This window comes from Rhodanobacter sp. FW021-MT20, from assembly GCF_041107475.1.
GTDB classification, from domain to species: domain Bacteria; phylum Pseudomonadota; class Gammaproteobacteria; order Xanthomonadales; family Rhodanobacteraceae; genus Rhodanobacter_A; species Rhodanobacter_A glycinis.
This window is the reverse complement of record NZ_JBGBPX010000006.1, coordinates 62,141-80,864: the sequence shown is the minus strand read 5'-3', so window position 1 is coordinate 80,864 and position 18,724 is coordinate 62,141. Positions and strand designations below refer to the sequence as shown.

General features: G+C 64.5%; 18 protein-coding genes. 13 read left to right on the top strand and 5 right to left on the bottom strand.

Translation table 11 applies throughout. The features are described 5' to 3' along the window. Nucleotides 1-185 precede the first annotated feature (185 nt). Together AB7849_RS08885 and AB7849_RS08880 are read left to right on the top strand one after the other, a co-directional pair. The gene (locus AB7849_RS08885) at nt 186-2,165 is read left to right on the top strand and encodes a S1 family peptidase (RefSeq protein ID WP_008211620.1); all 1,980 of its coding nucleotides are present in this window, start codon (nt 186-188) and stop codon (nt 2,163-2,165) included. A 142-nt stretch (nt 2,166-2,307) separates the two neighbouring features. Then, a complete protein-coding gene (locus tag AB7849_RS08880) occupies nt 2,308-3,114 on the top strand; it encodes an alpha/beta hydrolase (protein WP_439822712.1) in 807 nt (268 codons plus the stop codon). A 105-nt stretch (nt 3,115-3,219) separates the two neighbouring features. On the opposite strand, the gene AB7849_RS08875 is transcribed toward AB7849_RS08880, so the two are convergent. Next, nucleotides 3,220-4,080, bottom strand: coding sequence for a helix-turn-helix transcriptional regulator (locus AB7849_RS08875; protein ID WP_008211615.1), 861 nt, complete (start codon nt 4,078-4,080; stop codon nt 3,220-3,222). 299 nt (nt 4,081-4,379) lie between these two features. On the opposite strand from AB7849_RS08875, the gene AB7849_RS08870 reads away from it, so the two are divergent. Continuing rightward, nucleotides 4,380-4,634, top strand: a complete 255-nt coding sequence (locus tag AB7849_RS08870; protein ID WP_008211612.1) for a hypothetical protein — start codon at nt 4,380-4,382, stop codon at nt 4,632-4,634. A gap of 50 nt (nt 4,635-4,684) precedes the next feature. On the opposite strand, the gene AB7849_RS08865 is transcribed toward AB7849_RS08870, so the two are convergent. Beyond that, on the bottom strand, nt 4,685-5,527 hold the full coding sequence (locus tag AB7849_RS08865; protein ID WP_008211610.1) for an AraC family transcriptional regulator: 843 nt from the start codon (nt 5,525-5,527) through the stop codon (nt 4,685-4,687). 197 nt (nt 5,528-5,724) lie between these two features. Between AB7849_RS08865 and AB7849_RS08860 the strand changes: the two genes are divergently transcribed. From AB7849_RS08860 to AB7849_RS08830, 7 genes are all read left to right on the top strand, one after another. Beyond that, the gene (locus tag AB7849_RS08860; RefSeq protein WP_008211607.1) at nt 5,725-5,988 is read left to right on the top strand and encodes a hypothetical protein; all 264 of its coding nucleotides are present in this window, start codon (nt 5,725-5,727) and stop codon (nt 5,986-5,988) included. Between the two features lie 79 nt (nt 5,989-6,067). Further along, entirely contained in the window at nt 6,068-6,526 is a 459-nt protein-coding gene (locus AB7849_RS08855; RefSeq protein ID WP_037099874.1) for a MarR family winged helix-turn-helix transcriptional regulator, read from the top strand. A gap of 31 nt (nt 6,527-6,557) precedes the next feature. Continuing rightward, a complete protein-coding gene (locus AB7849_RS08850; protein WP_369500873.1) occupies nt 6,558-8,045 on the top strand; it encodes an efflux transporter outer membrane subunit in 1,488 nt (495 codons plus the stop codon). A 9-nt stretch (nt 8,046-8,054) separates the two neighbouring features. Beyond that, complete coding sequence (locus tag AB7849_RS08845) at nt 8,055-9,248, top strand: HlyD family secretion protein (RefSeq protein ID WP_008212464.1); 1,194 nt, start codon at nt 8,055-8,057, stop codon at nt 9,246-9,248. 95 nt (nt 9,249-9,343) lie between these two features. Continuing rightward, the gene (locus AB7849_RS08840) at nt 9,344-10,870 is read left to right on the top strand and encodes a DHA2 family efflux MFS transporter permease subunit (protein ID WP_008212462.1); all 1,527 of its coding nucleotides are present in this window, start codon (nt 9,344-9,346) and stop codon (nt 10,868-10,870) included. A gap of 37 nt (nt 10,871-10,907) precedes the next feature. Next, nucleotides 10,908-12,437, top strand: a complete 1,530-nt coding sequence (locus AB7849_RS08835; RefSeq protein WP_369500871.1) for a DHA2 family efflux MFS transporter permease subunit — start codon at nt 10,908-10,910, stop codon at nt 12,435-12,437. A gap of 166 nt (nt 12,438-12,603) precedes the next feature. After that, nucleotides 12,604-14,745: an FUSC family protein gene (locus AB7849_RS08830; protein WP_369500870.1), complete on the top strand. Its 2,142-nt coding sequence runs from the start codon at nt 12,604-12,606 to the stop codon at nt 14,743-14,745. 8 nt (nt 14,746-14,753) lie between these two features. On the opposite strand, the gene AB7849_RS08825 is transcribed toward AB7849_RS08830, so the two are convergent. After that, entirely contained in the window at nt 14,754-15,284 is a 531-nt protein-coding gene (locus AB7849_RS08825) for an acyloxyacyl hydrolase (RefSeq protein ID WP_037100266.1), read from the bottom strand. Nucleotides 15,285-15,920: 636 nt separating this feature from the next. Between AB7849_RS08825 and AB7849_RS08820 the strand changes: the two genes are divergently transcribed. Both AB7849_RS08820 and AB7849_RS08815 read left to right on the top strand, forming a co-directional pair. After that, on the top strand, nt 15,921-16,721 hold the full coding sequence (locus tag AB7849_RS08820; protein ID WP_008212450.1) for a hypothetical protein: 801 nt from the start codon (nt 15,921-15,923) through the stop codon (nt 16,719-16,721). Continuing rightward, complete coding sequence (locus AB7849_RS08815; RefSeq protein WP_157618104.1) at nt 16,718-16,927, top strand: hypothetical protein; 210 nt, start codon at nt 16,718-16,720, stop codon at nt 16,925-16,927. Before AB7849_RS08820 ends, AB7849_RS08815 begins: the two co-directional genes overlap by 4 nt. 394 nt (nt 16,928-17,321) lie before the next feature. Here the strand turns inward: AB7849_RS08815 and AB7849_RS08810 are convergent, their stop codons facing one another. Together AB7849_RS08810 and AB7849_RS08805 are read right to left on the bottom strand one after the other, a co-directional pair. Continuing rightward, nucleotides 17,322-17,861: an ImmA/IrrE family metallo-endopeptidase gene (locus AB7849_RS08810; protein WP_008212449.1), complete on the bottom strand. Its 540-nt coding sequence runs from the start codon at nt 17,859-17,861 to the stop codon at nt 17,322-17,324. Beyond that, on the bottom strand, nt 17,858-18,181 hold the full coding sequence (locus AB7849_RS08805) for a helix-turn-helix domain-containing protein (protein ID WP_008212447.1): 324 nt from the start codon (nt 18,179-18,181) through the stop codon (nt 17,858-17,860). Before AB7849_RS08805 ends, AB7849_RS08810 begins: the two co-directional genes overlap by 4 nt. A 160-nt stretch (nt 18,182-18,341) precedes the next feature. Here AB7849_RS08805 and AB7849_RS08800 point away from each other — a divergent pair, with 160 nt between their 5' ends. Beyond that, complete coding sequence (locus AB7849_RS08800) at nt 18,342-18,656, top strand: hypothetical protein (RefSeq protein ID WP_008212445.1); 315 nt, start codon at nt 18,342-18,344, stop codon at nt 18,654-18,656. The last annotated feature ends 68 nt before the right edge of the window (nt 18,657-18,724 follow it).

Below are 18,724 nucleotides of genomic sequence, written 5' to 3'. Positions count from 1 at the left end.
GCGGTCGCGCGACCGTTTCGGCAAGCCTCGGCATGTGCCGTGCATGGCCATGCAAATGTCCGGTTCACGTGCCACCATGCGCGGGCATGACCGTGGCGGTGCGGGAAGCCGGGAGGCATCCGGTCGCGGTCATTTCATCAAGGGGACCTATGCGCATTTCATCCGGAATCACAGGGAAGCCGCCGGTGCGGGCATCCGTTTTCGCCCTGCTGGCGCTCGTCGCCTGCGCAAGTTGGGGCATCGCCGGGCCGGCTGTGGCCGCCACGCTGAACCCGGCGGTGCTGCCGACGATCCAGTCGGCCACGTTCGAGGTGGTGGAAGCGAAGCCGGCGAAAGATCCGCTGACCTACGAAAAACCGCTGCCGCTGGACCTGCTGCCGTACCAGGAGCGCACCGACAAGTACCACTCCATCGGTACCGCGTTCGCGCTGGGCCACAACCGCTACGTCACCGCCGGCCACGTGCTGCTGGCCGGCGTGAACGGCCTGTGGGGACCGCCGGCGCTGCGCGACGCCAGTGGTCACGTGTATGCCATCGGCAAGATCGAGAAGTTCTCGCTGCGCAAGGATTTCGTGGTGTTCTCGCTGGCCAGCCCGCCGCCCGGCGACGCGGCGCTGACGGTGGACGCGAAGCCGGCGCTGAACCAGGTGGTGTACGCAGTGGGCAACGCGCTGGGCACCGGCGTGGTGATCCGCGATGGCCTGTACACCTCCGACACGCCCGAGCAGCAGGACGGCCAGTGGAAGTGGATGCGCTTCTCCGCCGCCGCCTCGCCCGGCAACAGCGGCGGTCCGCTGCTGGACAAGGACGGCAAGGTGATCGGCGTGGTGCTGATGAAATCGGCCAACGAGAACCTCAACTACGCGCTGCCGATCAGCGAAGTGTTGAATGCGCCGGACAACCTGGCGGTGATGGACAAGCGCCTTCCCTACGGCTTCGACCTGTTCGACAGCATGCTCAGCAACGTGCTGAAGGCACAGTTCGCGTTGCCGCTGGACTTCGCGCAGTTCAGCGCCAGCTACCAGAAGGTGATGGACGACTTCGCCGATGGCCAATTGAAGGCCTTGCTGGCGAAGGAATCGGCCAAGCTGTTCCCGAACGGCGAAGGTTCCAGCGAACTGCTGCACGGCATGCCGTCGATGGGTGACTTCCCCACCCTGATCACGCGCAACAGCAGTGGCACCTGGGCGCTGGCCGGACGCAGTGGCGGCAAGGTCACCCTGCCCGACAACGGCTACCTGACCCCTGGCATGGCCAACCACACCTTCCTGTTCCACCTGCGCAAACCCGACAGCATCAGCGCGAAAAAGCTCTACGGCGATCCGGTCATGCTGATGGATACCTTGCTGAAGACCGGCTTCGTCAAGCGCCGGATCGGCCCCGAGCGGGTGCAGGTCACCTCGCTGGGCAAGCCGACGCAGGACACGCTGTATACCGACCGCTGGCAGCGCCACTGGCAGGTGCGGGTGTGGCCGATGCCGTACGTCAATGCCCGGGTGATCACTTTCGCGCTGCCGGTACCCGATGGCTACGCGGTGATGATGCGCATCCTGCCGGCCGGCTATGTGCACGATTACATGATCAACCTGCAGGCGATCGCCGATTTCGCCTTCGTCACCTACGACGGCACGCTGGCGCAGTGGAAGGATTTCCTCGGGAACACCGCCCTGCTGCCGGGTGCGTTCCAGCACATTCACATCGGCATCGATTATGGCCATCGTTTCAGCTATGCCTCGCAGCGGCTGAGCTTCGACTTCACCCCGACCTTGCAGAAGATCGACCCGCAAAGCCTGCTCACCCTCGGCTTCACCTATGCCGACGATCACGGCAAGGTGACCTGGGACGTGGGTGACGTGTGGTTGGCGGCCAGCGCCAGCGATCATTACTGGGTCAACGTGGCGCGCAACGTGATGCCCTCGCCCGACCTCGACGACAGCTACCAGAGCGAGTGGAAAAAGCTGCTGCAGCATCGCCACCCGTATGACGGCGTGGTCATCGATGGCGACGACACCACCAAGATCATGCGTGTCGTCGATGTGCCGGCCGGCGTGAAACCCGGGGTGCTCTACACCGCCTATTACGATGCCGAGGGCAGCCACCCGCAGGCGGAGATGAAGACCAAACTCGACCTGCTGATGAAAAACCTGCGCGTCATGGAGCATTGACCGATCCCGCCCGTTGCCGATGTGGATTGCCGGTCGGCGACGGAACCGGGTACGGTTTCCGCCTGGCACGATGTCATGCAGAACAGGAACGAACGTGGATCAGGTGGCAGCGGCGGGCGAGGCGGAACGACACGAGCAGGTGATGGCCGATGGCCAGTCGTTGTGTGTGTACGACTGGCCGCTGCCGGGCGCGCGCGATGCGGTGCTGATCGTGCACGGGCTGGGCGAGCATGCCGGCCGCTATGGCGAGCTGGCCCGCTGGTTTCAGGCGCGCGGTTACGCGGTGCGCAGTTACGACCAGCGCGGCCACGGGCGCACGCCCGGCCAGCGCGCGGCCTTGCGCCAAGCCGATGACCTGCTGGCCGACCTGGCCATGGTCTACGCCATCTACTCCGCCGACCTGCCGCGCCCACCGCTGCTGCTCGGCCACAGCATGGGCGGCCTGGTTGCCTTGCGCACCGTGCTCGACGGGCGCGTGACGCCACCGGCGCTGGTGCTGTCCTCTCCGGCACTGCGGGCACACACGCCGGCATGGCTGCAGCGACTGGCGCATGGCCTGGCCCGCGTGCTGCCCAATCTGCCGTTGAACAACGGCCTGCCGGCCGACGGCACCTCGCATGATCCGCGCGTGGTGGCGGCTTACCGCAGCGACCCCTTGCGCACGGCGCAGGTCACGCCGCGGATGGCCGATTTCATCTTCGGCGCGGGTGCAGCCTGCATTGCCGATGCGGCGAGCTTGCGCGTGCCCACCCTGTTGCTGGTGGCCGGCAGCGACCGGCTGGTCGACCCTTCCGGCAGCCGTGATTTCGCCAATGGCGCCTGGGCCACGCAGCAGCTCACCACGCGCTTCTTCGACACGCTGTACCACGAGCTGTTCAACGAAGCCGAACCGGGTCGCAGCCAGGTGCTGAAGCAGCTCGGCGACTGGTTGGGGCGCGTGAGGGTCTAGCGCTTGCTAGAGGTCGTGGTCAGTGCGTCCGTACCTCGTTCTCTCCCGACAGGTAAAGGCGAATCGTAGGAGCGGCTCCTGGAAAGACGTTCAACGGGCCGTGATTCAGGCTGCCGTCGTCCCTTCTTCCTCGCGCAGGCATTCGGTCATGCGGGCGAAGGATTGTGTCGTGGCCTCGTCCTCGGGCACGAAGAAGAACACCACCGCGCCGTCGGCCTTGCCGTCGCGCAGCGGGAAGCGGTTGGAGTGCACGCGTATCTCGCCGAATTCGGGATGGTTGAAGTGCGCGCTCCAGGCACGCAGCGGCGACACCTCGTGGCGTTGCCACAGGTCGACGAACAGCGGACTGGCTTCGCTCAAGGCATCGATCAGCACGTCGAAGCGCGGGTCGTCCGGATGCGCGGCGTGGCTCATGCGGAAGACGCCGAGCAGATTGAGCAGGCCCGGCTCGTAGCTGGGCGCGTACAGCTCGCGCCGCAGCGGATTCATGAACGCGTTCCACAGATGGTTGCGCGCAAAGCGGCCATCGAAGTCGTCGAAGCGGTAGAGCCGGTCGGCCATGGCGTTGAACGCCAGCACGTCGAACACCGGATCAATCACGAACGCCGGCGCCTGATAGAGATCGAGCAGGCCCTGCAGCGACGGCGGCAGCACGATGCGCCGCGTCACCGGTTCCGCGTGGGGCAGGCCGGCCAGATGGAACAGGTAGGCCTCGTCGGTGGCCGACAGTTGCAGCGCCTGCGCGATGCGGGTCAGCGCGGCGGCGGACACGTTGATCGCGCGGCCCTGCTCCAGCCACGTGTACCAAGTGATGCCGACGTTGGCGAGCGCGGCCACTTCCTCGCGGCGCAGGCCCGGGGTGAGCCGGCGTGCACCGCGCGACAGGCCGACCGCTTCGGGCGGCAACGCGGCGCGCCGCGTGCGCAGGAAGGCTTTCAGCTCGGTGCGTTGGCGGGAATGTTCCATGCGTCCTGGGAGCTGGGGTGGTAGTGCGACTACCAGCAGCGGGAATGGTCTGCCCATGGTAGCGCGCAGCGGTTAAGTTTGAGACACCCACTCGATCCAACGGCTACCCCGACCCGTCCAGCACGGAGGCCCAGACGGGCCGGGATATCCCGCGGTTGCGCGCAAGGCGCGACCCTTGGCCTGCCCCCTGGCCGATCCACCCGCTCAATCGCACGAACCGGATTTCCCGTCCGGCGCACTGCCCGTAACGTCGCGGCTCTGTCCGACGTCCTTGTTGCATCGACCCGAAGGAGAACGACATGTCGTTACTGATGACCGACAGCCCCGCCGTCGACGGCGAAGTTTCGGACACCGATGCGCTGACCGATTTCGTGGTCAACGCCCAGTTGATGCTCGACCCGATCACTCCCGAGTCGGTGCGTCGGCAGGCGGAACCGCGCTTGCTGGCGCTGCTGCCCGTGTTGCAGGCGCTGGGTGTGTTCGAGTTGTTCGCGATTCGCGACCCGGCGCTGGCCGCGCTGGTGCGCGACGAACTGGAGGCGCGCCAGGCTTGAGCCGGAGCGGCTGCCATGTGGCGAGGCCGGTCCGGCGGGTCGCCGGGTACTCAGGCGGGGTTTGCCTGGGCGCCATGGATCAGCCGGCCGGCGTGCTCGAAATAGCGCGCCGGCGAATGGCCGAAGGCGCGCCGGAACATGGCGATGAAGGCACTGACGCTGGCGTAGCCCAGGTGTTCGGCCACCACCGCTACCGGTTCGCCTTCGGCCAGCCGTTCCAGCGCCCGGCTGAGTCGCGCCTGCTGACGCCACTGCGCGAAACTCAACGCGGTTTCGGCGCGGAACAGGCGGCTCAGGCTGCGCGAGGACAGGCCGGCGCGCGTGGCCCAATCCTCCAGCGCGCGGTTGTCGTCCGGTTGATCCAGCACGGCGTGCGCAACGCGCAGCAGGCGTCGGTCGACCGGCATCGGCAGGTACAGCGGTTCGTGCGGCGCGCGCCGGATCTCGTCCATCAGCACCGCCGTCACGCGCGATTGCTCGGCATCCAGGTCCTCGCATGGCGCCCACGCGCTGGCGCGTCGCACCAGTGCGCGCATCAGCTCGTTCACGCCCAGCACGCAGGGGTGGTCGGGCAGGCCGTCGCAGGCATCGGGTGCAATGAACACGCTCCAGCCGCTCATCGGGCCGCTGATGCTCACCGTGTGCCGTTCCCCCGCCGGCATCCAGCCGGCGCGATGCGGTGGCAGCAGCCACGAACCGTGCGCGGTGCGCACGTGCACCAAGCCGCTTTCGACGCAGTGGAACTGGCCACGGCGGTGGGTGTGCCAGTCGTATTCGCGGATTCCCCGGTCGCCGTATTCGCTGGCGGCGTCGCCGTCGTTCCAGTAGGCGATCAGCGCGGGGCCGTCGGGGCGCTCGATCCAGTCGTAGATTTGCTCGTGCGAGAAGCTCATGTCCGATTCTCGATACTTTTTGACCAAATAACGTTATCAGTAAACGGGCCATCCTGCTTAACCTTGCACGGGTCCGGCGCCGTCTGCGCGTCGAGGCTGTCTGCCGCTGCCGCCGCTCGCGGTTTTCCGCCACCCCAGCCGCTGCCCGTGCGTGGTTGTCGCACCGGCTTCCGCGGTGACACCTTCGGAGAACCCCCATGTTGTCGATCATTCCGCTTTCAGGACCGTCCGAGGCCACGGATTCGCCGATCGAAGCCTTCGTGGCCTGTGCCCACCAGATGCTCGATCCGGCCACGCCCGAGACGGTGCGCCGCGCCATCGAGCCGCGCCTGTTGGCGCAACTGCCGGTGTTGCGCGCGCTGGGCGTGTTCAGCCTGTTCAAGTTGCGCGATCCGGCCCTGCGCGCCTGGCTGGACGACGAACTGGCCGTGCTGGGCAAGGGCTTGCGGACGGTGGCTTGAGGCCAATTTTGCCCCGGCAAACACTGCGAAGAATATATTTGCCTTGACAAATATATTTCCGGCAATAGAATGCGCGTCCATGAACACTTCATCCGTCCATCCTGGATCTCCGCGGGAGAGCCTCGGCGTCCTGCTCGGCCTAGTCCGCGCCGAAGTGGTGCGCGCCATGGAAGCCGAGATTGCCGACAAGGGCCTGGACCTGCGTTTCAACCAGTTCCTGATCCTCAAGCGGCTGGCCATGCTGGGGCCGATGTCGGCCACCGAGCTGGCACGCGCGGTGGAGCTGGATGGCGGCGCGATGACGCGCCAACTCGACCAGCTGGAGCGCAAGGGCTATCTGCGTCGCTGCCCGCACGAACAGGACCGCCGCGCCTTGCGCATCGAGCTGACCGAAGACGGCGACGCGCTCTGGCAGCAGCTCACCAGCTGCAACGATCGCGTGCTGGCCGCCGCCCAGCGCTCGCTGGACAAGACCGAGCGCGAACAGTTGCACGCTTACCTGGAGCGCGTGTTGCGCGCGCTTCGCGACAAAGACTGATTCACCCCTCACTACCCCGAGACTGAAACTCATGCGTCTGCATCTACTCGCGGCAGCCGTCGGACTGACCTTCGCTTTGGCCGGATGTGCCAGCAGCGGTGGCCTGCATCCGCAGGGCAAGCCGATCGATCCGTCCTCGCTGGCCACCGGGCAAAGCCTGGGCCAGGCGTCGGCCCCCGATGCCACCTGGCCGCAGGCGGACTGGTGGACCGGGTTGGGCGATCCGCAGCTCGATGCGCTGATCGCCGAGGCACTCAAGGACAACCCGGGCCTGGCCGTGGCCGATGCGCGTGCGCGTGAAGCCCAGGCCGCCGCGGGCGTGGCCCATGCGGACCTGACGCCGGACATCAGCGCCGGCGCCAGCGTGGCCGGCGCGCGCCTGCCGGCCAGCGTGCCGGCGCTCGGCAATGGCCATTTCGGCTGGGCCAAGTACGCCTACGGCAGCTTCAAGTGGAGTCCCGATCTGTGGGGCGGCCGCCATGCCGCGTGGCGGGCCGCGATCGGCAAGGGTCGCGCCGCCGAGGTGGAGGCGCACGCCGCTCGCGTGGAGCTGTCCGGCAACGTGGCGCGTGCCTACGTGCAGCTGGGTTATGCCTATGCGCAGCAGGACGTGGCGCAGGCCGAACTGCAGCGCGCCAACGATGCGCGCAAGCTGACCCATCAGCGCGTCGATGCCGGCATCGACAATCGCATCCAGCTGGAACAGGCGAATGCCGAGGTGGCCGGCGCTCAGCAACAGGCGGAGCAGGCCTCGCGGGCGATCGACGCGGCGCGTTCGGCCTTGTCCGTGTTGCTGGGCAAGGGTCCCGACCGTGGCCGCGACATCACCCGGCCGCAGCTGTTGCCGCCGTCGATGCTGAGCGTGCCGGCCAACCTGCCGGTCAACCTGATCGGCCACCGCGCCGACCTGGTCGCCGCGCGCTGGCAGGTGGAAGCCAGCGGTGAAGACATCAAGGCGGCCAAGGCCGAGTTCCTGCCGAACCTGGGCCTGACCGCGCTGGCCGGCGTGATCGGCTTCGGCGGCAGCAACATCCTGAACCTGCCGTCGCGCTTCTACAGCGTGGCGCCGGCGCTCAGCCTGCCGATCTTCAACGGCGGCCGGCTGCGCTACAACCTGCGCGGCAAGGATGCGCAATACGACATCGCCGTGGCGCAGTACAACCAGACCCTGGTCAAGGCAGTCAACGAAGTCGCCGACGATGTCGATGCGCTGCAGTCGCTGCAGCAGCAGGCGACGTCCGAGCAGCAGGCACTCGATGCCGCGCGCAGCGCGTGGAAGCTGGCCGAGCAGCGTTACAAGGCCGGCGTCGGCAGCTACCTGGAGGCGCTGACCGTGCGCCAGCAGCTGCTGGTGGCCGAGCAGCGCATGGCCGCGCTCAAGGCGCAGCAGTCCGATCAGTCGGTGCAGCTGATCCAGGCCCTTGGCGGTGGTTACCGTCCGGCGCACGGGCAGCTTCCGCCCGAACCGAAAGCCACCGCATCGTCTTCCGTTTCCCCCACCCCTGATAACCGTTCCTGAGGCAGCCCCATGTCCAGCCAGATGTCATCCACGGCCGATAGCGCGGCCGCCAAGCCGCCGAAGAAAAACCGGCGGGGTTTCCTGTTGCGCCTGCTCGGCGTGATCGTGCTGCTGGCCTTCATCGGCTGGCTGTTGTGGTACTTCCTCGACGGGCGCTGGTACGAAAGCACCGATGACGCCTACGTCGGCGGCAACGTGGTGCAGATCACCCCGCAGATTCCCGGCACCGTGGTCAGCATCGGCGCCGACGATGGCGACCTGGTGAAGCAGGGCGACATGCTGGTGAAGCTGGACCAGGCCGACGCCGACGTGGCGCTGGCCGAAGCCAAGGCCAACCTCGCCAACACCGTGCGCAAGGTGCGCGGCCTGTACTCCAGCGTCAACGGCGCCCAGGCCATCGTGGCCGCGCGCAAGGTGGCGGTGCAGAAGGCGCAGTCCGATTACAACCGCCGCGTGGCCTTGGCCAAGTCCGGTGCGATCTCGACCGAGGAGCTGGCGCATGTGCGTGACGAGCTGACCAGCGCGCAGAGCGCGTTGATCACCGCCCAGCAGCAGTACCAGACCAACAAGGTGCTGGTGGACGACACCGTGGTCGCCTCGCACCCCGACGTGCAGGCCGCCGCCGCGAAGTTCCGCGCCGCCTATCTGGACGACGTGCGCACCACCCTGGTGGCGCCGGTGACCGGCTACGTGGCGATGCGTTCGGTGCAGGTCGGCCAGCGCGTGCAGCCGGGCGCGCCGCTGATGGCGGTGGTGCCGCTGCACGGCGTGTGGATCGACGCGAACTTCAAGGAAACCCAGCTTACCCACATGCGTATCGGCCAGCCGGTGGAGATCGAGTCCGATGTCTACGGTGGCGCGGTCACCTACAAGGGCAAGGTGCAAAGCCTGGGCGTGGGCACCGGCAGCGCGTTCTCGCTGCTGCCGGCGCAGAACGCCACCGGCAACTGGATCAAGATCGTGCAGCGCATCCCGGTACGCGTGGTGTTCACTGACCCGGCCCAGCTCGACAAGCACCCGCTGCGTATCGGCATGTCGCTGAACGTGGACGTGAACCTGCACAACCAGGATGGCCCGATGCTGTCGCAGCAGGCGCCGACCAAGCCGGCTTTCAGCACCGACGTGTACGAGAAGCAGCTGGCCAAGGCAGATGCGCAGATCGCGCAGATCATCCACGCCAACATGGCGGGCGCCGGGAAATGACATAGGAGCCGCCGCCGCCGCGATCGGCAGGGCGCTGGACATGGTGATCGGCATCGTCATGGAAAGCATCACGCTGGCGCGGCGTCGGGCAACGCATGAGCGAGCACTTTCGTCCGCCCAATCTTGCATTGACCACGGTCGGCCTGTCGCTGGCGACGTTCATGCGAGTACTGGACACGACGATTGCCAACGTGTCGTTGCCAACCATTGCGGGCAATCTCGGGGTGAGCATTTCCGAGAGCACCTGGGTGGTGACCTCGTTCGCGGTGTGCATGGCGATCTCGTTGCCGCTGACCGGGTTCCTCACCCGCCGCTTTGGCGAAGTGAAACTGTTCGTGTGGTGCACGTTGCTGTTCGTGCTGAGTTCGTTCCTGTGCGGCCTGGCGCAGAACATGGACATGTTGCTGCTGTTCCGCGCGTTGCAGGGCGCGGTGGCCGGACCGTTGTATCCGGTCACGCAAAGCCTGCTGATCGCGGTGTACCCGCCGGCCAAGCGCGGCATGGCACTGGCGCTGCTGGCAATGGTGACGGTGGTGGCACCGATCGCCGGACCGATTCTGGGTGGCTGGATTACCGACAACTATTCATGGCGCTGGATCTTCTTCATCAACGTGCCGGTCGGCGTCTTCGCCGCCACGGTGGCGATCAGTCAATTGCGCGGCAAGCTGGAGCGGATCGAGCGGCCGCGCATGGATTACGTCGGCCTGGTTACGCTGATCGTGGGCGTGGGCGCGTTGCAGGTGGTGCTGGACAAGGGCAACGATGCGGATTGGTTCCATTCGAACTTCATCATCATCGCCAGCATCGTCTCGGCGCTCGCGCTGGTGGTGTTCCTGATCTGGGAACTGACCGACAAGGACCCGATCGTCGACCTGCGCCTGTTTCGCCACCGCAACTTCAGCGCGGGCACGCTGGTACTGGTGCTGTCGTATTCGGCGTTCTTCGCGATCGGCCTGCTGATGCCGCTGTGGCTGCAGCGCAACCTGCATTACACGGCGACCTGGGCCGGCTTCGCGACCGCGCCGATCGGCGTGCTGCCGGTGCTGCTGACGTTTTTCGTGGGCAAGTACGCCACGCACGTCGATTTGCGCCTGCTGGCTGCCGGCGCGTTCGTGGTGATGGGCATGACCTGTTTCATGCGCTCGGACTTCTACATGCAGATCGATTTCATGCATGTGGCGCTGGTGCAGCTGTTCCAGGGCTTGGGCGTGGCATTGTTCTTCATGCCGACGCTGACCATTTTGCTGTCGGACCTGCAGCCGCACGAGATCGCGGCGGGTTCGGGTCTGTCGACCTTCCTGCGTACGCTGGGCGGCAGTTTCACCGCCTCGATCACCACCTTCGTATGGGATCGTCGAGCGGGAATCCATCACGCGCGGCTGGCCGAACACATCAATCCGTACAACCCGTTGTTGCAGCACGCGCTGGCCGGCGACAGCGTGGCCCATCGCACGCATGCACTGGCCTTGCTCGACCGTTCGATCGGCCAGCAGGGCTTCCAGATCGCCTTCAACGAAATCTTCCATGCGCTGGGCTGGATTTTCCTCGGCCTGATCGCCGTGTTGTGGCTGGCGCGGCCGCCGTTCCTGACACGCAGCCGCGCCACCGCCGAAGCCGATTGATTTTCGCCCGGCCCCCTACCCCACCGAGCTTGTCCCCATGAGCACCCATTTCCGTCCACCGAATCTCGCGCTGACCACGATCGGCCTGTCGCTGGCCACCTTCATGCAGGTGCTGGACACGACGATTGCCAACGTGTCGCTGCCGACCATCGCCGGCAACCTCGGCGTGAGCAACGACCAGAGCACCTGGGTGATCACCTCGTTCGCGGTGAGCATGGCGATCTCGTTGCCGCTGACCGGCTTCCTCACCCGCCGCTTCGGCGAGGTGAAGCTGTTCGTGTGGTGCACGCTGCTGTTTTCGCTCACTTCGTTCATGTGCGGCGTGTCGCAGAGCATGGGTATGCTGCTGCTGTTCCGCGCGCTGCAGGGCGCGGTGGCCGGGCCGATGTACCCGGTGACGCAGAGCCTGTTGATCGGTGTCTATCCGAACGAAAAGCGCGGCATGGCGCTGGCATTGCTGTCGATGGTGACGGTGGTGGCGCCGATTGCCGGCCCGATCCTGGGCGGCTGGATCACCGACAACTATTCATGGCCGTGGATCTTCTTCATCAACGTGCCGATCGGCATCTTCGCCAGCGTGGTGGTGGCCGCGCAGTTGCGCGAGAAGCTGGAGAAACTGGAACGACCCCGGGTGGATTACGTCGGCCTGATCACGCTGATCATCGGCGTGGGCGCGCTGCAGGTGGTGCTGGACAAGGGCAATGATGCGGACTGGTTCCATTCCAATTTCATCATCATCGCCAGCATCGTGTCGGCGATTGCGCTGGCGATCTTCCTGATCTGGGAATTGACCGACAAGGACCCGATCGTCGATCTGAAGCTGTTCCGGCACCGCAACTTCACCACCGGCACCATCGCGATGGTGCTGGGTTACGCGGCGTTCTTCTCGATCGCGCTGCTGGTGCCGTTGTGGTTGCAGCAGAACCTGGGCTACACCTCGACCTGGGCCGGCTTCGCCACCGCGCCGCTGGGCGTGATCCCGGTATTGCTGACGTTCTTCGTGGGCAAGTACGCCACGCGCATGGACCTGCGCCTGCTGGCTGCGCTGTCGTTCATGGTGATGGGCGCCACCTGCTTCATGCGCGCGGACTTCTACCTGCAGGTCGACTTCTACCACATCGCGATGGTGCAGCTGTGGCAGGGCCTGGGTGTGGCGCTGTTCTTCATGCCCACGTTGACCATCCTGCTGTCGGACCTGCAAGGCCACGAGATCGCCGCCGGCTCGGGTCTGTCGACCTTCCTGCGCACCCTGGGCGGCAGCTTCTCGGCCTCGATCACCACGTTGATGTGGACGCGTCGCGCGGTGACCCACCACGAGCAGCTGGCCGAGCACATCAACCCGTACAACCCGGTATCGCAGGCGGCCATGCAGCACCTGGGACATGGCAACCCGCAGCTGGCCGGCAGCATGATCAACGGCATGATCACCCAGCAGAGTTTCCAGATCTCGTTCAACGAAGTGTTCTACGTGCTGGGCTGGATCTTCATCGTGTTGATGGGCGTGATCTGGATGGCCAAACCGCCGTTCGTGTCGAAAGGTGGACCGGCGACGGCTGGCGGCCACTGACGCGCTCGCGGTCAGTGCGCTCGAACCGGGGGCTTGCCGGCGACGGAAGCCCCCCCTTCGTCAGAGACACCGGGGCATCTGTTGCGCGCGTCCGGTGTCACCCCGGGCGGAGCGTACACTCGCATCCGCTTGCATATCGGCCCCGTAGCGTGGCGACAATGACGGCATGAATGCCATGATCCGGCGCTTTGGCGAATCGGTCGCGTGGGGAGACCTGCTGCGCGGCGAGGGCCTGGCGTGGCTGTTCGTGGCCAAGATCATGCTCGCCTCGCTGTCGGCGCTGTGGCTGGCCTTGCGTTTCGGCTTGCCGCAGCCGTATACGGCGATGCTCACCGTGTTTGTGGTGATGCGTCCGCAGTCGGGCCTGGTGCTGGCCAAGAGCTTCTACCGTGCCATCGGCACCCTGGCCGGTGCGGCTGCCATCTTGCTGCTGTACGCACTGCTGCCGCAGCAGCGCGTGCTGTTCCTGCTCGGGCTGGCGCTGTGGGTGAGTGCATGCACGTTCGGCGCGGCGCGTTACCGCAACTTCGCCGCGTATGCCTTCGTGCTGTCCGGCTACACCGCCTGCATCATCGGCCTGCCCGCGGTGAGCGCGCCCACCGACATCTTCGAGGACGCGGTGGCCCGTGTGTCCGAGGTGATGCTGGGCATCCTCTGCGCCGGTGTGGTCAGCGACGTGATCTTCCCGCAGCGCCTGCGCGACGCGCTGGTGCGTGGCGTGCGCGCGCGCTTCGTCGCCTTCGTGCGTTACAGCCATGATGCGCTCACCGGAACCTACGACCACGCCCGCATCGAGGCACGCTGGCGCGATTTCGTGATCGAGGCGATCGGGCTGGAAGCCCAGCGCAGTTCCACCATCTTCGAGAATCCGCAGACCCGGGCGCGCAGCGCGATGGTGCAGCGGCTGAACCTGGAATTCATGGATGCGAATACACGCTTGTTGCGTCTGCATCACTGGATGCACCGCCTGCGCCAGCAGCGTGGCAGCACGGGTGAGGTGCCGCGTGATGCCGCCGTCGCCGCGGTGGTGACGGCGGTGGAAACGCTGTACCAACCGTTGGCCACCGCACTCGACGTGGATCTGGATGCGCATACCGGGGAGCATGCGCGTGATCTCGCGCTGTCGCTGTCGCGCTTCAGCGCCGCCCTGCCCGCGCAGTCGACCCGTTTGCGCGAAGGCCTGCCCGCGCGCGTCCGGCCCGATCTGGACGTGGCATTGACCCTGCTCGACGACTACGCGCGTGCGCTGCGCCGCTACGCCTCCACCTATGCCACCTTGCGCAGTGCACCGGTGGACAGTGACGCGGCGCCCGCCTCGCGCCGGCATCGCTTCGTGCCGCACACCGACACCCTGGTCGACCTGGTGGCCGGCTCACGGGCCGGGTTGGCGCTGCTGATCGGCGCGGCGATCTGGATCCTCACCGCATGGCCGAGCGGACTGGGCATGGTGATCCTCGCCACCGTGTTCGTGGCGCTGTACAGCTCCAGCCCCAATCCGGTCGTGTCGCTGCGCTATCTGGTCACCGGCTTCCTGCTGGCCTCGGTCTGCGCGCTGTTCTGTTACACCGTGCTGCTGCCGCAGGCCGACGGCTTCGTCATGTTGAGCTGTGCATTGGTGCCGTTCCTGATGGTCGGCAGCTACATGCTGACGCGGCCGGCACTGGCGGCGATCGGCGCGGGTTTCAACATCATCTTCGTCGACGCGGTGGGCGTGCGCGCGCCGCAGGTGTTCGACTGGGCCGGCATCCTCAACGACGTGCTGGCCGACCTGTCCTGCGTATTGCTGGCACTGGTGTTGCTGTCCACCATCATGCCGGCGGGTGGCCGCTGGATGCGTCGGCGCATGTTGCATCGTCTGCGCGGCTATGTGGTGGAGGCTTGCATCGCGCCGCTGCGCGGCCAGCGTGCGCGACTGGAAACGGCGCCGCGTGATTTGCTGCAGAAGCTGCTGGCCCAGCCCGGCGCATCGGCCGCGGCCACCGCGCAAACCCCGCGCTGGGCGCAGCTGGTGATGAACATCGGTCGTGGTGTGCTCGATCTGCGCGAGCGCATGCAGGTGGCGCCGCCGCCGGCCGTATTGAGCGAACCCTTGCAGCACGACGCGCTGCCGCGCCTGGCCGAGTTGTTCGAACGACCGGGTCCGGGCACCCACGCACGTGCCCTGGCCTCACTCGACGAGGCCATGCGCATCGCCGTGATGGACGCGCCGCCCGGGCGACGGCCGCTGCTGATCCAGCTCCACCTGCTGCGCACGCAACTGCGCGACGCGGCCTACACGCTGGGCGGCGAACGATTGCCGCCCGCGTAGGCTGGTTCTCAGATGTTGAAGGCCAGGCCGACCAGCGCCATCGTCTCGCCGCGGTTCGGCTCGTGCATGCTGCCGTTGGAGATGTGGCGCAATTGGAAGCTCCAGTGCTTGCCCTGCCAACCCAGCGTGCTGACGAATTCGTAGCCACTGCTCAGCGCCTGTGTGCGGCCGCTGTGATACGCGGGCTGGAAACTGAAGAACAGCGGGCGATACCAGGCATCGGCATCGCCGTAATGGAAGCGTGCGCCGGCGGCCGCCAGCCATACCGAATCGCTAGTGGTGTAGCGCGAGTTGCGGTAACGCGACACGTCGCGGCCGTTGATCCAGCCGACCGACACATCCGGCGACCAGGTGAGGCGGGTGCTGCCGATACGGTGTTCGCCGAACACGCCTTCGAGGAAGGCGGCGTTGCTGCCGTAACCGTCCATGTAACTGCGACCGGCCTGCACTTCGATGCGGGTGGCAGCAGCAGCGGGCAGCGCGGGAAGGGCAAGCAGCGCTAGAACAGCGAGCCGACGGAGGAAGGTGCTTGATCGCATGGGGAACGGGCCTTGGGGAAGGGGGAATGCTTGCTGCACTCGTAAGTTTACTAATTGTGCCAGCCCTTGTGGCTCCTACAAAAGTCGCATGGAAGCAACACAGTGTTGCGCCAGATGCACGTTCGTCGCGGAGCCGCGCAGAGGGGAGAGTGGACAGAACTCCATAGTCCGTGCAGTTTGGTGCCTCATAGTTGGTGTCTTTGACGACCCTGGGACACAGGCTATGCGTACAACTCAGCCCCATAGTCTGTGCATACACTTTCTGGTCAACAAGTTACCTATCGGATGAAGTCGCGAATGTCGCCCGACTGGGCGGCATAGTCTGTGCTGTCGTCCAGCTCGGCCGGGATCCTTGCTCCCCTGACGCTGAGAACGAAGCATTCGTAGCTATGATGTACTGGATGGCAAGCATGCCGGCGAGGATCACCAGGGCCGGCTTTTCCGCACGCCTGGCACGCCTGCAGGCGTCAACTCGCTAGCCACAGCTTGCAACTAGCGCGATGCGCTGAAACAGGCTACCGATGCATCCTTAATTGGCTGAATTGCACATTGCGCAGTCAACCGCACGCCGCATAGACTCGGTCTTAAGGGGCGGTCCTATTGGGCCGAAGGCAGTTTTGCGGCAGGGGGACACGGATGACGATAGTTGTCGCGTTGAAAGTCGGGGACGGTCTCGTCCTAGGGGCGGATAGCGCTTCCACGCTGTTTACGGCTGACCAATATCACAATTCCTACTTCAACACTGAAAAGCTGATTCACATCCGAAGCCTTCCCGTGGGCGCGCTCACTTTTGGACTTGGAAGCCTTAAGAACAGGTCAGTATCCAGCCTTGCGAACGAGCTGCGAGCGAGGCTGAGCGGAACGGACCCCGCGTGGCATGTCGATCCGCGAAATTTCAATGTGGAAGACGTCGCCAATGCGTTCAAGCGGTATTTCTACGATGAACTCTATGAGCCACTGCACGGTGGCAATGACAACGCGACCGTGATGGGCTTTCTTATCGGTGGCTATTCATCGGATAAGGATAGCGCGGAGATTTGGCGGCTTACGCTGACCGGCCACGGTGCCGATTTGGCGCAAGTTGTGCAGCCCGAGGTCATCTGGGATTGCGTATGGGAAGGCGCGCGCGAGCCGATTCAACGCGTACTATTTGGGTACTCGAGTCAGATCGAACAAAAGCTTATCGAGGCGGGGGTTACCCTCGAAGACGCAAGGACGCTCTTGACGAGCATGGAACCTTTGATTAACGGCGCAATGCCGATTCAGGATGCAGTCGACCTTGTGCACTATTTTATTGACGTAACCTGTGGCTACGTACGTTTCCAGCCTGGATATTCCATTGTTGCAAAACCCGTTGATCTTGCAGCTATCACCAAGCACAACGGGTTTAAGTGGGTCGCGCGAAAGCACTACTACCCGTCGGAGCTGAACACATGAGGTTCGTCGATATGAACAAATCCCATGCTCAAGATGCAGCAGGTTCATACGAGAAAGTTGTGAGCGCAGCAGCACGGCATGAACCTTCACGTGCTGAGGTCAAGCGTCTGTCTTCGGAACAGCTTACAAAGTTGAAAGAGTCCGTTTCGCCCGAATCGAGTGCGCGCAAGACACCATATGTCGGTGTGTACGTCGAAAAGTTCTGATCTTTCCGAACAGATGCCAACGCGCTGAGCTCTTACGCTACTTCGCCAAAGTCCCAGTCGTCTAGCACGACAAACTCATGAAACCGGCATCCTGATGAAGGGCAAACCACGCTGGGACTGACGATGCCAGATGCGCTGACGCTATGGCTCTTCAGCGTCAGCCCATGTCCGCGAGGGCATGTCATTTCCGCCTTGAAACGGGCGATTGTTGTGTGGTGACAAGCCTTCCATTGCAGTGGTGGCGGCTCGTTCGTGCCGCGATAACGTCGAACGTTACATCGAGTTCGCGCCGAATAACTTGTGCGGATGTGCTCTCGTGCGGCGCTGTCATCGGGCTTTGACGGTGTGCGAAACAACCCTGCTAAGGCTCGTAGATTCTTTTTTAGAAAGGTAATCATGCTCGCTCTGATGAGCCGAACAGATTCAGGAGTCGAAACGTCATAGCTTGGACGCTGACTCCGTACTTCTGAGCGAGAGGAAGAATCCGACTAGGATCCTCGAAGTCGAGCTCGATGCTAGCTATATCTCTATGAAGAAAAAGCTGTGGCATTAACAAGGATGCCGCAAATGCATTCGCCTCGATTTCCTGGACATCCTCCGCACGTGAGGAACTGGGTGATCTCAAGTTGATACGGAAAAGCTTATCGACGTGAACTTCGCGACCCTCATGGAGAGCCAGGTGGCCCAGTTCATGCGCGATTGTGAATCGTTGACGTTCGACGGATTGGTTTGTCGCAACGCCAATGACGGGAGCTGTGTCGCTTCGCACGAGCACGCCGGAGACGTTTTCATCGAAGTCTCGAAAGACAATCTCCGCACCCATACGGGCTGCGATCTTCTCTACTGGCACTGGTGCCGATCTCGTGCCGCTTGCGGTCAGTAGCTCGTCGACGAGCTGCCTGATTCGCGCGTAGCGGGGGCGGGTCGGAGTCATCTTTCCTTACCCTGTGCTTGCTTGAGCTCGCGGACGAAGTTTTGCACAGACGGCAATGTGCCCAAGTCGTGCGCATTCCTCGTCTCGACGACAGGGGCTCGCGCAGCATCAAGAACGTCGCCTGCTGTCTTTCCAACGGCGGCACATATGCTTTCGAATTGATCGAGCATCAATCGCTGCCTGCCGAGCTCAATGTTAGTTACCGAGGTTCGAGACAGGCCCACAGCATTTGCAAGTTGCGACTGGGTGAGGCCCACGACCTCGCGTTGCTCGCGAATTTTGCTACCGAGCGCTTTATAGAAGGTTTCTTTGTCTGTCATGAGTGAGCTCACTGGACGAGCCACAGCGTCGCCCATACCGGGGTCAATGTCAACATTGATGACATCGTAATGTGATTGTAGTTGACACAGTCAGATGTTTATGAGACAAACATCTCGCCCGCCTCCCCCCTGCGGGTCCCGACAATTGAGGTAAGCAAGCATGAATACCCCTGACGCACACGAGCCGCCCGGCTCCGACTCCGAAGAGAAGAAGAGCCACCCGATGGCGATTGCCGTGATCACCACGAGTGGCGTGTTTCCCAACCTCGATGACTATCGACGCGGCTACAGCACGGAAGTTGTACGTGACTTGCTTGCGGCTGCCGCCCTGCATCTCGGGCTTACAAACACCGCTGACTGGGTGGCTACGGTTGGGAATCGCCCCATCAACGAAGCGGAGACCTTTGCTGCGAATGATCTCCACGGCATCGTCGAGATCGAGTGGCATAAGCGGGAAGGCGGCGGCGGTGCATGAGGCACTCGCCAAGTCTAACTTCGAGCGAGAGGTTGGCAACCTCTCGCTCGTTTTCACCCGGTGCCATC

Bases quoted from the DNA above. Each gene is read 5' to 3' on its own strand.
- AB7849_RS08820 (WP_008212450.1), top strand. From the start codon at position 15,921: ATGACGATAGTTGTCGCGTTGAAAGTCGGGGACGGTCTCGTCCTAGGG.
- AB7849_RS08880 (WP_439822712.1), top strand. From the start codon at position 2,308: ATGGCCGATGGCCAGTCGTTGTGTGTGTACGACTGGCCGCTGCCGGGC.
- AB7849_RS08850 (WP_369500873.1), top strand. From the start codon at position 6,558: ATGCGTCTGCATCTACTCGCGGCAGCCGTCGGACTGACCTTCGCTTTG.
- AB7849_RS08835 (WP_369500871.1), top strand. From the start codon at position 10,908: ATGAGCACCCATTTCCGTCCACCGAATCTCGCGCTGACCACGATCGGC.
- AB7849_RS08815 (WP_157618104.1), top strand. From the start codon at position 16,718: ATGAGGTTCGTCGATATGAACAAATCCCATGCTCAAGATGCAGCAGGT.
- AB7849_RS08860 (WP_008211607.1), top strand. From the start codon at position 5,725: ATGTTGTCGATCATTCCGCTTTCAGGACCGTCCGAGGCCACGGATTCG.
- AB7849_RS08840 (WP_008212462.1), top strand. From the start codon at position 9,344: ATGAGCGAGCACTTTCGTCCGCCCAATCTTGCATTGACCACGGTCGGC.
- AB7849_RS08810 (WP_008212449.1), bottom strand. From the start codon at position 17,861: ATGACTCCGACCCGCCCCCGCTACGCGCGAATCAGGCAGCTCGTCGAC.
- AB7849_RS08800 (WP_008212445.1), top strand. From the start codon at position 18,342: ATGAATACCCCTGACGCACACGAGCCGCCCGGCTCCGACTCCGAAGAG.
- AB7849_RS08875 (WP_008211615.1), bottom strand. From the start codon at position 4,080: ATGGAACATTCCCGCCAACGCACCGAGCTGAAAGCCTTCCTGCGCACG.
- AB7849_RS08855 (WP_037099874.1), top strand. From the start codon at position 6,068: ATGAACACTTCATCCGTCCATCCTGGATCTCCGCGGGAGAGCCTCGGC.
- AB7849_RS08805 (WP_008212447.1), bottom strand. From the start codon at position 18,181: ATGACAGACAAAGAAACCTTCTATAAAGCGCTCGGTAGCAAAATTCGC.
- AB7849_RS08825 (WP_037100266.1), bottom strand. From the start codon at position 15,284: ATGCGATCAAGCACCTTCCTCCGTCGGCTCGCTGTTCTAGCGCTGCTT.
- AB7849_RS08845 (WP_008212464.1), top strand. From the start codon at position 8,055: ATGTCCAGCCAGATGTCATCCACGGCCGATAGCGCGGCCGCCAAGCCG.
- AB7849_RS08870 (WP_008211612.1), top strand. From the start codon at position 4,380: ATGTCGTTACTGATGACCGACAGCCCCGCCGTCGACGGCGAAGTTTCG.
- AB7849_RS08865 (WP_008211610.1), bottom strand. From the start codon at position 5,527: ATGAGCTTCTCGCACGAGCAAATCTACGACTGGATCGAGCGCCCCGAC.
- AB7849_RS08830 (WP_369500870.1), top strand. From the start codon at position 12,604: ATGAATGCCATGATCCGGCGCTTTGGCGAATCGGTCGCGTGGGGAGAC.